The organism is Bacillus sp. SJS (genome assembly GCF_000732485.2).
In the GTDB taxonomy this organism is placed as follows: Bacteria; Bacillota; Bacilli; order Bacillales; family Bacillaceae; genus Metabacillus_B; species Metabacillus_B sediminis.
The window spans coordinates 139,312-153,002 of record NZ_JAQV02000007.1 but is presented as its reverse complement, the minus strand read 5'-3'; the positions used below and the strand labels follow the sequence as shown (position 1 = coordinate 153,002).

The window sequence follows — 13,691 nt, the reverse complement described above, 5'->3', positions numbered from 1 at the left end:
AAGGTGAGGGTAAAAATAGGATAACTGTGCGTTCAGCCGGAAAGGTAACGGAGTCCTTTGATGCTAAAAATCATCAATATGTTCTAGCCTATGACCCCGCTAATCGATCAGTCATTTATACAGAACCAAATGGCATCAAAACTTCTTATCGCTACAATGAAGCAGCCAATCCAGTCGAAGTGATTGAGGATACCGCAGGACTGCAAATCAAAACCTCGTCCGTGTATGAAGGAAACAATTTGACACAGTCAGTTGATCCAAATGATCAAGGGGCTTCTGAGGTGACTAAAACCTATCGATATGACAGCAATGGGAACATACTCACTTCTAAAGATGCCTATGGGACAGAGGAGTATACCTATAACAAGAACAATGATGTGACCTCAGTTATCGATACGGAAAGTGAAGAAACGACCATTTCTTATGATGGTTTGGATGCGGTATCTGAAACGGATCAGTCAGGTAAAAGTTCATCCGTATCACGATATGATGCATATGGAAACGCAGTAGAATCCAGCAAAGACTTAGCAGCTGGAACAAATAGGCTGAGCAATCCAAGTTTTGAATCAGGTTTAACTTCCTGGACGATGCTTTCGAATCGTGATTCTGGCACAATCGCAGAAGAAATTTTGTCCGATGGAAACGGAATTCTTGGAAAAAAAGCCATAAAACTAACTGTTCGTTCCACGTCAAGCGGAACCGAACACGGTTATGTTGCGGCTACCCAGGAAGTTGCGGCCCAGCCTAAGACTGCCTACACATTAAGCGGTTCTATCAAAACGAATCTCTTAAAATCCAATGCGTTTATGAACGTTGAGTTTTTAAATGCCCAAAAATCCAGTATTGGATGGGCCGATAATCGCTACAGTCAATTGAAGGCAAATCAGCCATGGACAGACCGTCAAGTTAGCTTTACGACTCCAGAAGGGACCTCCTTCATCCGGGTTTATTTGGAAGTCGACCATAAGGATCCAACGGCTTCTGGATCTGCCTTATTTGATGGAATGCACCTGGAAAAAGGGGAGGTTTCCTCCAGCTTCAATCCGGTTCTAAACAGCAGCTTCGAATCAGGCGCCGCCAACTGGACAGGTTCAGGGGGAAGTGTTGACACTACTACGGGATTTGATGGCACCAGCTCCCTGAAAGTAGTCCGAACCTCCACTGCACAGGAAGTTTCTCTATACAAGCAAACGATCACCATCGGACAGTCCGCAGGAAGCACTCCATTCTCCTTTACCCTGACTGGTTTATCCAAAGCGGACCAGGTGAACGGAACACCCGGGAACGGAGATTATTCTTTGATTGCCAAGACCAAGTGAAAAATGTAATGAAACGAGTCTTAACTGAATGAAACGAGTCATCTTACAAAGTGAATTCACTAAAAAAGACTAAAAAATTTAACGGTAAGACTGTAACAGTTACATTTGTTAGAAAGAAAGGTAAAATTTTTGTCTCCAATGGTTGGGTAAACAAATAAAAGATAGGGAGCAAACTTATGATTTCTTGGCGATGGGATCCAATAGATAAGCTCGAAAATCAAAAAGAATGGGAACATGCATTACAATATATGAGAAAAGATTGGAAGAATGGAAAAAAGGAAGTTAAAAACTATATAAGATATAGCTTTCTTAATTGGTACTTGTTAACAGAGGGAGAGGTTGTTGCTATAGATAATAGTATTGATAAAGAGTGCCATGAAAATTTAAAATATCTATATAACTTAGGGCAAGAAGAGTATTTTGATAACCCATACTTTTTGGCTTTATATGGGTACATGACTTCAATTACTCCATATATATTGGGCGATGATACAGAATATTGGCTAAATAAAAGTAGTGAAATGCTAAAGAAGGGAAGTGAATTAAGCAATGACCCATTTTTAATGTTGCTTAATATTGGAAATATTTCACCTTTTAATCAAAGATTATGCAATCAAATTTTTATGGAGTACAAAGATTTGATTGAAAGTTCTTTTGATGGAGAGGGAGTTTTTCAAGAGTATTTTTTAGGTATTATCAAGTCTTTAGCGCACAATTAATAGGTATGTAATTAATATACAAAAACCTATTACTTGAATAACCAAAATAAGACAATATATAGATGGAAAGTAAAGGTATATGAAGAATTCGGAGGCTATAGATTAATTGGGAATTGGGATAGTGGGCTAGGTTGCTATTATTTTACCAAATTCGGATATCATTTATGATTTTATTAAAAATTGTTCTTGGAGTGAGTAACTAACCAATGGATTCAATGGATATTAAAAAACTTAAAAATTTTGTATTGGAAAAAAAGCTGGTGGAACAAACGATCGAAGGATTTTGGAAAGCTTTTAATTATTGGAAAATAGAATATCCCAAAGAATTTACTAGAGCCTTTAGAAAGAAATTTGACCCAACAAATTTAGAATTATATATAAATGACGTTTCGCTCAGAATAAGAAATTGGCCTGACGAAGATTTTAACGAGATCATTATTTTTCTAGGCTTTGATTATTCTGAAACTACAATAGGAGAGTACAAAATGCTGTTTGATCCTGAAACCGGTGAAATAATGGACGATATTTTTCATATAACCGGTAGAGTGTAATAAACAAAATTGATTATTAAACTAAAATTCCTGTTTGTTTTACTTATGTTTAGACATGTCAAAGACCGACATGCAAACTTATATAGACAAATAATAGATGGGAGACTTTCCTTTCCTCTTAGATTATTTGGAGAAAAACATTGCATTCGGATGTTTTTCAGGGGGCTCACCGCACGCCCCGCGGAAAGCGAACGCCTGCTAGCTGCAATCAACAGCCAGGTTTAACAGAGCTTAAATTTATAAGGCGGAAAAATGCTTGTAAAGTTATGCGACTTTCTGAGGTAAGAGTTCAGGTTAAGGTTATTATAAATAAAGGAACATTCTCGGAAGATGGTGATATCTTGTGGTGCTCCGCGGAAAATTGGATGCTCTCTTAAATGAACTTACAGCTGGAATAATAGAGAAGATAGACTTTAGTGTACCTGACAACGAAATATCATTAAAAGTTAAAGTTATCGAAAACAAAAAAGAAACGTTATTCACAGTGAATATAACAAAGGTATCCTCCTACATTTATATTCAAGATTCTGGAGACAGAAGATTTGAGATGGTGAAACCCGATTATTTAGAACTTACATCAATCGATTATTATGAGAAGGGATTAGGAGATATTAATATAGATTCTGAAGAAATTTGGGTCAAGCAATATAACTCTAATGCTAATATTGCGATAGAGATATGGGATTCTGTCTTGTTAATAGAGGCAGGGATGATTTCTATTAATCACGAAAATTTTAAACTGATTTAAAATCATTGACGCCTGCCCCGCTTAAAGTATCTAATAAGCTCCGTAAAGAGAAATCTCTGAGGAGCTTTTTTTATGGGGTATAATTAGCCCTACATATTAATATGATGCACTCGATCAGCTGACGAAGGAGATCTATTCGAATGGAACTGCCAAAGAGTACAGCTATGACGGATTCTGCAACCGCTTCTCTACCACAGAAACAAGCGGCGTACAAACCACCACGGTCGATGCCCAGTACAACCTGGCCAATCAGCTGACCGCCGTCACGAAAAAGGAGAATCCCAGCCGTTTGCCACCTATCAATACAGCGAAGACGGCCACCTGCTTTGAATGAAGAAGGGCTCGAGCCAATATTTCTATTACTACAATGCACGCGGGAACGTAATTGCCCTAACGGATGCCCAACGTAATGTCTAGGCTTCCTATGAATACGATGCGTGGGGACATGTACTGAAAGAAGTAGAGCAGGATTCGGTAAAATAATGAGGCAGTAACAAGTAAAAAACTAGTTATTCAGAACTTACACGGAATTACTTATCTTGTATGGCCGGAATAATAAAAACCTCAAGCAGCGGATCAATGTCCATGCCGGAAGAAATCTGTACCCCTGATGAATCTGGCGATAATTAATGGTAAAGCAAACAAGATAAAGTTTATTGATTAATGGGGGAGGAACGCTTTTTGATTTTTATAAAAAATTACGAAACTATAACAGATAATTTAAACGTCCTTGGCTCGTGGACTTATAAGGAAATAGTGGGAATTGACTACGCTATAGATACTGATTTTAATGATAATTACATGCCTTCACTAACCCTTTCTTTTCATATTTCGGTTATTGAACCAAATCAACGCTTCAAAATGAAAATCAGATATTTTAATGTTTCAGACCTTAATATTAGAAAAATTACAAAACTTTACCTGACGAGAAGTTTGATCGTACATGATAAAAAAGAGTTAGGATGGGATAGGAGTCAACGATACCACGTACATGATGACAGTGGGTATGGTGAGAACGATGGATACAACTTTATTGAGTTTTACTGTAGTTCTATGGAAGCTATTTCACTGGAAGAATTCTAATACTCCAAACCTTGATTGGCTAATCGCCTTTCAAGGTTTTCTTTATAGGAAATAGGTGAAGAACAAATCGGTTTTCCTATATTATGGGATTCTTCATATTCCTGATAGAAATATTTTGCCCTGTGTAATTACTATCAACAGAATTGATGGTGAGTCCGATTGGCTGGATATCTCAATACCGCAGGCTGCTTTCAAAATGTCCTATCTTTATAAATATCCACTTACTAAAAAACTAAATCCCTGGTTAAATAGCGTGGAAGAAACATTTATAAAATTGGCTGAAACTATATATAACGATTCACCCTTTGATTTAGCAATTATTGGTGAGGAAGTATCTGGTGATGCGAACCAGGAAACCGTTACATTGGATCATTTGGAAAGTGCTTCATTTATTTTACCAATCGCTCTTCAAAAACGGCTGAAAACTCAAGAAAAAGGAAAAGTACTTTCAAACAATTTAACACTGTTTAACTGATGCCTTCACTTTTTAAATTATTTTACCGCGCATTTTAATGAACAAGATTCTCTCTACCTGTTCACCAAAACGCCAGCTCATGTTATGATAAACAACAGCTTGTAAACTTTGCTTTTATGAATAATCGAACGGATGCCGAGAAAAGCCTCCGCTAAAAATTTGGAGGTGTAAGAGAATGAATAAACGATGGACAATCGATAAAATTAAAGGTTTTGTTGAGAAAAATTCGGATAGCACCCTGTTGTCAACGGAATATCACGGTTTCTCTCAAAAGCTGCAATTTAAATGTGCATGCGGCAGTACCTTTGAAAAAACATTTACAAAATTTAAAAACAACAACCAGCGTAAATGTGACGCATGCCAGCCGCCAAAAGCGTCAAGATAACCTACTGCGAATATATGAAGTGCCGATTTCTATTAAAGAGAAATTGGCACTATTTTGTTTTATAGCACAAGCTCCGGCATTTCTTTTCAATAGAGGCAGTACGTATCCGCAGCTTTTGATCCTATAAATAAGAGGTGATAGTTTGGAGCTCTACAATGGTATAGATTTTTGGGCTGAAGGCGAAGAACCTATATCGGATGCAGCTATTAGTCTTGCTGAGAAAAGGTTAGGTGTGAAACTTCCTCCATCTTATAAAGAATTACTAAAAGTAAAGAACGGCGGAACATTAAATTTCCCTAAGTTTTTTTTAGAAGAAAAAGATAAACAACGAATAACCATTCCAGAGATCAATGGAATTGATTTTGAAGGAGAAAAAGGGATCCTTGCTTCTAAGCATTGGATTAAGGAGTGTGGTCTGCCTGATCATATAATCATCCTTTGGGGGGATTATCATAGTTGGATCGCATTAAACTATGAAGAAACCACTGAACATCCCACAGTAGTTTATTTTTATACAGATTATGAGAATTGGAGCCAGATTCAAATAGCGAAGGATTTTGACCGTTTTCTAAAAAAATTATCCCGTGGTCACATCTTAAATCCTGTAAAATTAAAACCAAGCTATACGAGAAAGAAAATGTGAATTTTAGTCTTTGAAATAGAGAACCCCATATCAAATTAGTACATTTGTTCGATATAGAAAATAATTCCAATTAATCAGGCGGTTTACCCATTCATTTTGTATAATAGAAATAAAAAAGCCTTCCCCATCCCCGTGGGACCGCCGAACTGCATTTTTTATTCAGCTTTGCCAGAATAAAAAAGAAGGAATGGTGGTGTAATTGACAGCTCAAATTTTAATTGCCAGTATCATCGGAGGCATAATGGGGATTGTTAGCCACATGAAAAAAAGGGGGCGTCTTGAAAAACCGAGAATGACGAAACGTTTTATATATCTTGGATTCTATGAAGACTTTGCAGTTGGAACGATCGCGGCCATCATGCTGGTCCTCTCCTCAGAACCGCAATCCTCTTTTCAATTAGTCCTGCTATCCATCATCGCCGGATACAGCGGGGAAGCCGTACTAAAAAGCTTTGAATTTTCCACTCAGCAAGAACAGCCTGAAGGTCCCCCAACCAAAAATTGTCCAAGTCACAAGCCGCCTCTCCCTTAAGCAATGCCTCTTTGCTGACAGCATTCCCTAAAAAATCGCAACCAGCTTGCATATCCCTCAAATTTTTTATAAAATAGCATTAGAATGAAATAGTCGAACGGTGACAAGGAGCAGTAGTGAACAGGATGCACCATAGAGAGCTGACGGAAGGTGCAAGTCAGCAGCAAATGTTCATGAACTCGCCTTTGAGTTTGCAGATGCGAAAGAAATCAGTAGTGTCTGCCGTGCATTCACGTTACGAATGTCAAGCGAGTGTAGTTTGTATACACTAATTTGGGTGGTACCGCGGGAGAAAGCTCTCGTCCCTTTTTATAGGGACGGAGCTTTTTTTATTTTTCACGGCCGCGTACTCGATGTCCGTTCAGCGAAAACAAGGAGGATGAATATGAGTTTCAGTCATAAGAAAATCGAACAGAAATGGCAAAAGCATTGGCTTTCCAACAAGACATTTAAAACAGGTGAGGAACCGAACCGTCCTAAATTTTATGCGCTTGATATGTTCCCGTATCCGTCAGGAGCAGGTCTTCATGTAGGGCATCCGGAAGGATTTACGGCGACAGATATTCTTTCCCGTATGAAACGGATGCAAGGATACAATGTTCTTCATCCGATGGGATGGGATGCATTCGGACTTCCTGCAGAACAATTTGCACTGGATACAGGAAATGATCCGGCAGTATTCACGGAACAGAACATCAACAATTTCAGACGCCAAATCCAGGCACTTGGCTTTTCTTATGATTGGGATCGCGAGGTCAACACGACCGATCCTCATTACTATAAATGGACACAATGGATTTTCCTCAAGCTTTATGAAAAAGGCTTAGCCTATATTGATGAGGTAGCCGTGAACTGGTGTCCGGCACTTGGAACCGTTCTTGCGAATGAAGAGGTCATTGACGGGAAAAGCGAGCGCGGCGGACATCCGGTCGAACGCCGTCCAATGAAGCAGTGGATGCTGAAAATTACAGCATACGCGGATCGTTTGATTGAAGATTTGGATGAGGTAGACTGGCCGGAAAGCATTAAAGAAATGCAGCGCAATTGGATTGGCCGTTCAGAAGGAGCTCACGTTCATTTTGAAGTAGATGGACATGATGAGAGCTTCACCGTTTTCACAACAAGACCGGATACTCTTTTCGGTGCAACCTATGCGGTTATTGCCCCTGAGCATGCGCTAGTGAGCAAGATTGTAACAGCTGATCAAAAAGAAGCGGTAGATGCTTATATCAATCAAGTGAAATCCAAGTCTGATCTGGAAAGAACAGATCTTGCAAAGGATAAAACTGGTGTCTTCACGGGTGCATATGCCATCAACCCTGTGAGCGGCGAAAAAATGCCGATCTGGGTGGCAGATTACGTATTGATCAGCTACGGTACCGGGGCGATTATGGCGGTGCCTGCCCATGATGAACGCGATTATGAATTCGCTGTGAAATTCGAGCTTCCGATTAAAGAAGTCGTTCAAGGCGGCGATGTATCGAAAGAAGCTTACTCTGGCGACGGAGAGCACGTAAACTCTGAATTCCTGAACGGATTAGGGAAAGAAGAAGCGATTCAAAAAATGATTGAATGGCTGGAAGAAAACAGCAAAGGCGAAAAGAAAGTGACGTACCGCCTGCGTGACTGGCTGTTCAGCCGCCAGCGCTACTGGGGCGAGCCGATTCCAATCATTCATTGGGAAGACGGCACCATGTCTGCTGTTCCTGAAGACCAGCTTCCGCTTGTGCTTCCGAAAACAACAGAAATCAAACCGTCCGGTACGGGTGAATCGCCGCTTGCCAATATTTCAGAATGGGTGAATGTAACAGATCCTGAAACGGGCAAAAAAGGACGCAGAGAAACGAACACGATGCCGCAATGGGCGGGAAGCTGCTGGTATTATCTGCGCTACATCGATCCAGCGAACGAAAACCATTTAGCGGATCCGGAAAAAATCAAACAATGGCTGCCGGTTGATACGTACATCGGAGGGGCCGAGCATGCGGTGCTTCACCTTCTTTACGCACGTTTCTGGCATAAGTTCCTTTACGATATCGGCGTGGTGCCAACGAAAGAGCCGTTCCAAAAGCTGTTTAACCAAGGAATGATCCTTGGTGAAAATAATGAAAAAATGAGTAAATCCAAAGGCAACGTAGTCAATCCGGATGAAGTTGTGGAAAGCCATGGTGCCGATACCCTTCGTCTTTACGAAATGTTCATGGGGCCGCTTGAAGCTTCCATCGCCTGGTCTGAAAAAGGACTGGATGGAGCAAGACGCTTCCTTGACCGCGTATGGAGATTGCTGATTGAAGATGACGGCAAACTGACTCCGAAGGTTACAAAAAGCGGAAATCAGGCTTTAGAAAAGGTGTACCACGAAACCGTGAAAAAAGTGAGCGAAAACATCGAAGGGCTTCGCTTCAATACGGCGATTTCACAGCTGATGGTATTCACGAATGATGCGTATAAAGCAACTGAGCTTCCGAAAGAGTATATGGAGGGCTTTGTGAAGCTTCTTTCTCCAATCGCTCCCCATCTTGCGGAAGAGCTTTGGGAAAAGCTTGGTCATACAGACACCATTGCCTACGAAAAATGGCCGCAGTATGATGAGTCCAAGCTTGTGGAAGATGAAGTGGAAGTGGTCGTTCAATTCAACGGCAAGGTAAAAGCGAAACTTCTTGTTCCAGCCCAGGCATCAAAGGAAGAAATGGAGAAAATTGCGCTTGAAGATGCAAAAGTAAAAGAGCAGCTTGAGGGCAAAACCATCCGCAAAGTAATCGCCGTACCTGGCAAATTGATTAATATTGTGGCGAACTGAATAAGATAGCAAAAGCTTGCAGAGGTATGCTTCTGCAAGCTTTTTTGCTATAGATATTATTGCATGCGCTCGTTTCCCCGTTTAAAGTTACCAGTCGCTTTAGCCAGAATCAGCTGAATCTCACGCTCATCCTTAGCTAGATGGATTCGGGCTAAAAACTTCTCCGCCTCTCGGCCCTTTACTATTTTCACCTGCTTTCCATTGCAGAAAAGAAAAACTGACTGATTCTTTGCAATTTGAAAGCTGAAGGGCTTCTCATCCAAACGGTTTCGTTTATCTATTTCCTTCACATCATCCCCTCCTGTATAGAACGTCTATTCACCAGTAACCTGCAGAATTCCTGCATAATCCGGCGATTCGCAACCCGCCTGCCCGCCTGCTATAATAAAGACATTATGAATAAGGAGCTGAATGCAGTTATGATTAAAGAAATCTCACCGGCAGAAGTACAGGAAAAGCTTCAAAACGGAGAAAATATTGAATTAATCGATGTCCGCGAAGACGAAGAAGTAGCAGAAGGCATCATTTCAAAGGCGAAGCATATTAAAATGGGAGATATTCCGGCTAGAGCAGGAGAGCTTGATAAAGAAAAAGAGTACATCTTTATTTGCCGCTCAGGACGCCGCAGCGAAAATGTCGCTGCTTTCCTTCAGGAGCAGGGCTACAAAGTAGTTAATATGACAGGCGGCATGCTTGAATGGAAAGGCGAAACCGTACCGAAGCAATAAGTGAAAACGGGGCTTTTTAAGAAGTCCTGCTGAAAGAAAATAATGAGATGAAAAACCCCCGGGTATGCTTTGATTTGAAGCAAAACGGGGGTTTTTTTGTGAAAATAAGTTCGTTCTAAAGAAATCAGCCAAATCAAACATATTTTAAAAAGGGGAGAGAGCATTAAAACGGACTTAATGGATACCCTTTTTTAGATTTTTCTTAAGTCAAACCTAAAACGAATTATGGTTCTAAACAGCACGCTAAACTTATAGTTTATATGAAGGAAATAGATGTTTTTTCTAATCCCATTCATATAAAGCAGGTGAGATCGTGCTGACTACGGTTCATTTTTTTGACGGTAAAAACGTTGTATTGAGCCAGATGCTTAAAAGAGTTCCAAGCGTTGGAGAAGACTTGAAAATTAAAGGGAAATTAGGAAAAGTTTCAGAGGTTATCCAAACCGATGAAAAAAATGTTCGTGTTCTAGTTGCTTTTCAGAGCGTCATTAAAAGTAAAGCGGCTGCAGACAACTCCAAAAAGAAAAAAAGGTAGCATTGCCTGTATAGAACAGATCATCCTCCTGTGAAATTAAAAGCCGGTATCGAGATGATCGATACCGGCTTTCTCCTTCTTTTAAAAGGATATGTAAAATAATTGCGTTTATATTTAAAACTAACGGTATTTTTTGATCTTTAATTTAATTCCTATGAAGAAAAGTATGCGGTATTTGAGCAAAGATTTATTAATTATAAATTAGCTGCTACCACACGGATAGTCTAGTTCTTATATCGTTTTTGTCCGTTATATATTGAAGATTATTAAAACATCTTAATTTTGCATTTTGATACAAGCTTTCAAGTCTTATATTGTCTTTACAATAAATTTCCACATGTATAGAGTCAACGACTAAAAGCAAGAGCTGACAATTGCTGTTTACAAATTCCTCATACGTCTCAACACGTAATGAACTTTCGCCTTTGGGAAAGGCTTGTAAATTTACAAAGATGAGATAATACTTATTTTCTTCTAGAAGTTCTCTAAGAAGGAAGCCATCCATCCCGCGTACCTCGTCTGGGAAAAGAGGTTCCTGTAACTCATCTCCCTTTACTAAATATGACTCTTCGCCTCCGCTTGTCCAATCGAATTCAGTGATATCAATTGACATTAATCCATCCCAAAGATATTTTCCATAATCATTGGGAATTTCGAAACTGATCCCTCGTTTCATTTTTATCTCCTGCCTTTATTGGGGAAATTGCCTAATGAATAAGGAGAACGCAACATTAAAACTGAAAAGATGTTAATTCTAGCCTATCATAAGTAGTCTCCCAACGATCAATCCCCATTTTGCCTACTGTAAATAGGAGAGAAGACAGTCTAAAAGGATTTTATTTTCTTAAACTGGAAGGAGACTTGGTTTATTTTTTACTCTAGCAATCCCTGCTTAAATGCATAATGGGTAAGCTGAATCTCAGCTCTTCATGATCCAGCTAATGTTCATCAAAGGCATTGTAATGAAAGCGTTAACATAAATAACCCCTCCTTTCATACATTGAGGTAAAGGGGGAATGGGCGATGAGTGAATACCATATGCTCGACATCACAAAGCGCATAACAGCGAAATTAAGTGACGACCTCATTGAATTGTACTGCGGAAAAGATTGCATCGGACTGCTTGTCATAAATGAAGAGGGCAAGCAATATGATTTAATGGAAGGTTTTATACTGGAAGAAGGCAGGATTTACAAATTGTATGACCGAAACTGCGGCCAGCAGCAATATGCGGAGGGCTGCGACTTAGGGTGGTGCTGATTCAATGAAAGTAGCTCTGTTTGATGAAGAGCATGAAAAAGACCTGGAGAAAGAGGTAAACCGCTTCTTATCCTCCATCGATGATGAACAGCTGGTGGATATAAAATTTTCTGTAGCAGCCTCATGTGATTCCGGTGGTGAGCAAGTGTACTGTTTCTCAGCTATGGTCATGTACCGGGCATGAGGAACAGTGTGCTTGCTTTTTTTTAGGCGGGGGCTGGACTCGATCTATTTAGTGAGGCTTGATATAAAGGGATCGAACTGGAGTGGCGGTGGAAACTTATTTAGGTCGGGTGCAACTGGAATGTTGGCCGAAACGGTGTTATTTCGTGTGAAATTCTTATATAGCGGGATGGAATACGGATGTCTTGGGTGATATTAAGATAGATCTCGACCGAAATATGGATATCTGGACCGAAATACGGATATCTCCTAGGCGAAATTCGAATATCGACCGAAATTCGAATATATCGACTGAAATTTAGATATATCTCCGAAATTTAGATATATCGACCCAAATTCGAATATATCGGCTATTTTTTAAGAATATCGACTTTTCGACAGCTTTCGCTAATGCCCGCAGCCCCATATGCAGCCCCTTATAAAAAGCATAAAAGCCCGGCAAATTCACACCGGGCTTTCCTCTTTAAGTTTCGCGTATTCGGCTGCATTGTGTCCTGCAAGTTTCCCGGTTATGAGGGCGGCCGTTATATTGTACCCCCCTGTATAGCCATGAATATCAAGAATTTCTCCGCAGAAATAAAGACCAGGCATCAGCTTGGAGGCCATTTCCTTCGGATGAATTTCCTTTACGGATACACCGCCGCCTGTAACGAATGCTTTATCGAGCGGCAGGGTGCCATCGACCTTAAACTCAAATTGCTTGCATGATTTAGCGAAAGCTCTGAGCTTATCATGGGGAATCTGGGCATACGTTTCAGTAGGATCGATGGATTGCTGTTCCAGTAAAAATAGCAGATACCTCTCAGGAAGCAGCCCTTTATAGAGATTTTTAAGGGCTTTTTTCGGTTCATCTTTTCCAAGCTTCACGAGCTCCAGAAAAATTTCCTCTTCTTTTCGGCCAGGCAAAGCATCAAGGGATACTCTGACATACTGTGCATTGAACTTCTTCATCGTTTTCACGATATACTGGCTGCAGCGAAGGACGGCCGGTCCTGAAATGCCAAAATGAGTAAAGAGCATGTCCATTTTATGCGTAATGACCGTTTTTCCTTTAGGGTTCAGCACGCTCAGAGCCGCATCTCTTAATGCGAGTCCCTGAAGTGATTTGTTTTTGATAAAGGGTTCGCTTGAAGTGACGGGGACTTCGGTCGGAAATAGGTCGGTGATTGTGTGGCCGGCTTTTTCAGCCCACGCATATCCGTCGCCTGTGCTTCCTGTGTGAGGCACACTTTTCCCGCCGACGGCTGTTACGACGGCATCACAGGAAATAAACTCGCCGGTCTTCAAGGTGACGCCCTTCACCTGATGATTTTCATATTCGACCTGTTTAACCGGCTCATTGACTCTGATTTGAACCTTGAGCCTTTTCAGCTCCTCAAGCAGCGAATCGACGACGGACTGAGCTTTATCTGAAACGGGAAACATCCGTCCGTGGTCTTCTTCCTTCAGTCCGACTCCAAGTCCTTCAAAAAAGGAAATGATATCTTCATTGCTGAATTCTGAGAAAGCACTATATAAAAATCGGCCATTGCCGGGTATATGCTTAATAATTTCATCCACAGGAAGCCTGTTCGTCACATTGCAGCGTCCGCCTCCGGAGATTGCGAGCTTCCGGCCAAGCTTGCTGCCCTTATCGATGAGGAGAACCTTGGCGCCCCTGCTGCCGGCCGAAATTGCCGCCATAAGTCCAGAGGGACCTCCGCCGATTACGATAACATCATAGTTCATCT

The 13,691-nt window shown here is 40.7% G+C and carries 17 protein-coding genes, 1 pseudogene and 1 other annotated feature; of the genes and pseudogenes, 15 read left to right on the top strand and 3 right to left on the bottom strand.

Annotated elements, in window-relative coordinates:
- The first annotated feature begins 26 nt into the window (after window positions 1-26).
- The 11 genes and pseudogenes from AS29_RS04375 (at window position 27) to leuS (ending at window position 9,255) form a co-directional block, all read left to right on the top strand.
- Complete coding sequence (locus AS29_RS04375; protein ID WP_035409742.1) at window positions 27-1,319, top strand: RHS repeat protein; 1,293 nt, start codon at window positions 27-29, stop codon at window positions 1,317-1,319.
- A 35-nt stretch (window positions 1,320-1,354) separates the two neighbouring features.
- A pseudogene (locus AS29_RS21870) lies at window positions 1,355-1,477 on the top strand (polymorphic toxin type 35 domain-containing protein); the annotation flags it as partial.
- A gap of 18 nt (window positions 1,478-1,495) precedes the next feature.
- The gene (locus AS29_RS04370) at window positions 1,496-2,038 is read left to right on the top strand and encodes a hypothetical protein (protein ID WP_035409739.1); all 543 of its coding nucleotides are present in this window, start codon (window positions 1,496-1,498) and stop codon (window positions 2,036-2,038) included.
- 206 nt (window positions 2,039-2,244) lie between these two features.
- The gene (locus tag AS29_RS04365; protein WP_035409736.1) at window positions 2,245-2,589 is read left to right on the top strand and encodes a hypothetical protein; all 345 of its coding nucleotides are present in this window, start codon (window positions 2,245-2,247) and stop codon (window positions 2,587-2,589) included.
- 346 nt (window positions 2,590-2,935) lie between these two features.
- Window positions 2,936-3,337 (top strand): YxiG family protein, encoded by a 402-nt coding sequence (locus AS29_RS04360; protein WP_156505862.1) that lies wholly within the window; start codon window positions 2,936-2,938, stop codon window positions 3,335-3,337.
- Between the two features lie 681 nt (window positions 3,338-4,018).
- Window positions 4,019-4,420, top strand: coding sequence for a hypothetical protein (locus AS29_RS04355; RefSeq protein ID WP_035409732.1), 402 nt, complete (start codon window positions 4,019-4,021; stop codon window positions 4,418-4,420).
- A 55-nt stretch (window positions 4,421-4,475) separates the two neighbouring features.
- Window positions 4,476-4,895, top strand: a complete 420-nt coding sequence (locus AS29_RS04350) for a hypothetical protein (protein ID WP_035409729.1) — start codon at window positions 4,476-4,478, stop codon at window positions 4,893-4,895.
- Window positions 4,896-5,070: 175 nt separating this feature from the next.
- The gene (locus AS29_RS04345) at window positions 5,071-5,280 is read left to right on the top strand and encodes a hypothetical protein (protein WP_035409726.1); all 210 of its coding nucleotides are present in this window, start codon (window positions 5,071-5,073) and stop codon (window positions 5,278-5,280) included.
- 142 nt (window positions 5,281-5,422) lie between these two features.
- The gene (locus AS29_RS04340; RefSeq protein ID WP_051860757.1) at window positions 5,423-5,923 is read left to right on the top strand and encodes an SMI1/KNR4 family protein; all 501 of its coding nucleotides are present in this window, start codon (window positions 5,423-5,425) and stop codon (window positions 5,921-5,923) included.
- Window positions 5,924-6,122: 199 nt separating this feature from the next.
- Window positions 6,123-6,455, top strand: coding sequence for a DUF4257 domain-containing protein (locus AS29_RS04335; RefSeq protein WP_156505861.1), 333 nt, complete (start codon window positions 6,123-6,125; stop codon window positions 6,453-6,455).
- A 91-nt stretch (window positions 6,456-6,546) separates the two neighbouring features.
- Window positions 6,547-6,765: a binding site (T-box leader), on the top strand.
- Window positions 6,766-6,840: 75 nt separating this feature from the next.
- Window positions 6,841-9,255 (top strand): leucine--tRNA ligase, encoded by a 2,415-nt coding sequence (gene leuS, locus AS29_RS04330; protein WP_035409723.1) that lies wholly within the window; start codon window positions 6,841-6,843, stop codon window positions 9,253-9,255.
- A 56-nt stretch (window positions 9,256-9,311) separates the two neighbouring features.
- On the opposite strand, the gene AS29_RS04325 is transcribed toward leuS, so the two are convergent.
- Window positions 9,312-9,545 (bottom strand): hypothetical protein, encoded by a 234-nt coding sequence (locus tag AS29_RS04325; protein WP_035409720.1) that lies wholly within the window; start codon window positions 9,543-9,545, stop codon window positions 9,312-9,314.
- Between the two features lie 129 nt (window positions 9,546-9,674).
- Here AS29_RS04325 and AS29_RS04320 point away from each other — a divergent pair, with 129 nt between their 5' ends.
- Entirely contained in the window at window positions 9,675-9,983 is a 309-nt protein-coding gene (locus AS29_RS04320) for a rhodanese-like domain-containing protein (protein ID WP_035409717.1), read from the top strand.
- A 313-nt stretch (window positions 9,984-10,296) separates the two neighbouring features.
- Window positions 10,297-10,518 carry a hypothetical protein gene (locus AS29_RS04315; protein WP_051860756.1) on the top strand — a complete coding sequence of 74 codons (222 nt, stop codon included), beginning with the start codon at window positions 10,297-10,299 and terminating at the stop codon, window positions 10,516-10,518.
- 208 nt (window positions 10,519-10,726) lie between these two features.
- Here AS29_RS04315 and AS29_RS04310 read toward each other — a convergent pair whose 3' ends face one another.
- Entirely contained in the window at window positions 10,727-11,194 is a 468-nt protein-coding gene (locus AS29_RS04310) for a DUF2691 family protein (RefSeq protein ID WP_035409714.1), read from the bottom strand.
- A 347-nt stretch (window positions 11,195-11,541) separates the two neighbouring features.
- Between AS29_RS04310 and AS29_RS04305 the strand changes: the two genes are divergently transcribed.
- Together AS29_RS04305 and AS29_RS04300 are read left to right on the top strand one after the other, a co-directional pair.
- Window positions 11,542-11,778: a DUF2553 family protein gene (locus AS29_RS04305; protein WP_035409711.1), complete on the top strand. Its 237-nt coding sequence runs from the start codon at window positions 11,542-11,544 to the stop codon at window positions 11,776-11,778.
- A 4-nt stretch (window positions 11,779-11,782) separates the two neighbouring features.
- Window positions 11,783-11,962 (top strand): sporulation protein Cse60, encoded by a 180-nt coding sequence (locus AS29_RS04300; protein ID WP_035409708.1) that lies wholly within the window; start codon window positions 11,783-11,785, stop codon window positions 11,960-11,962.
- Between the two features lie 443 nt (window positions 11,963-12,405).
- Here the strand turns inward: AS29_RS04300 and AS29_RS04295 are convergent, their stop codons facing one another.
- Entirely contained in the window at window positions 12,406-13,689 is a 1,284-nt protein-coding gene (locus AS29_RS04295; RefSeq protein WP_035409937.1) for an NAD(P)/FAD-dependent oxidoreductase, read from the bottom strand.
- Window positions 13,690-13,691 lie beyond the last annotated feature (2 nt).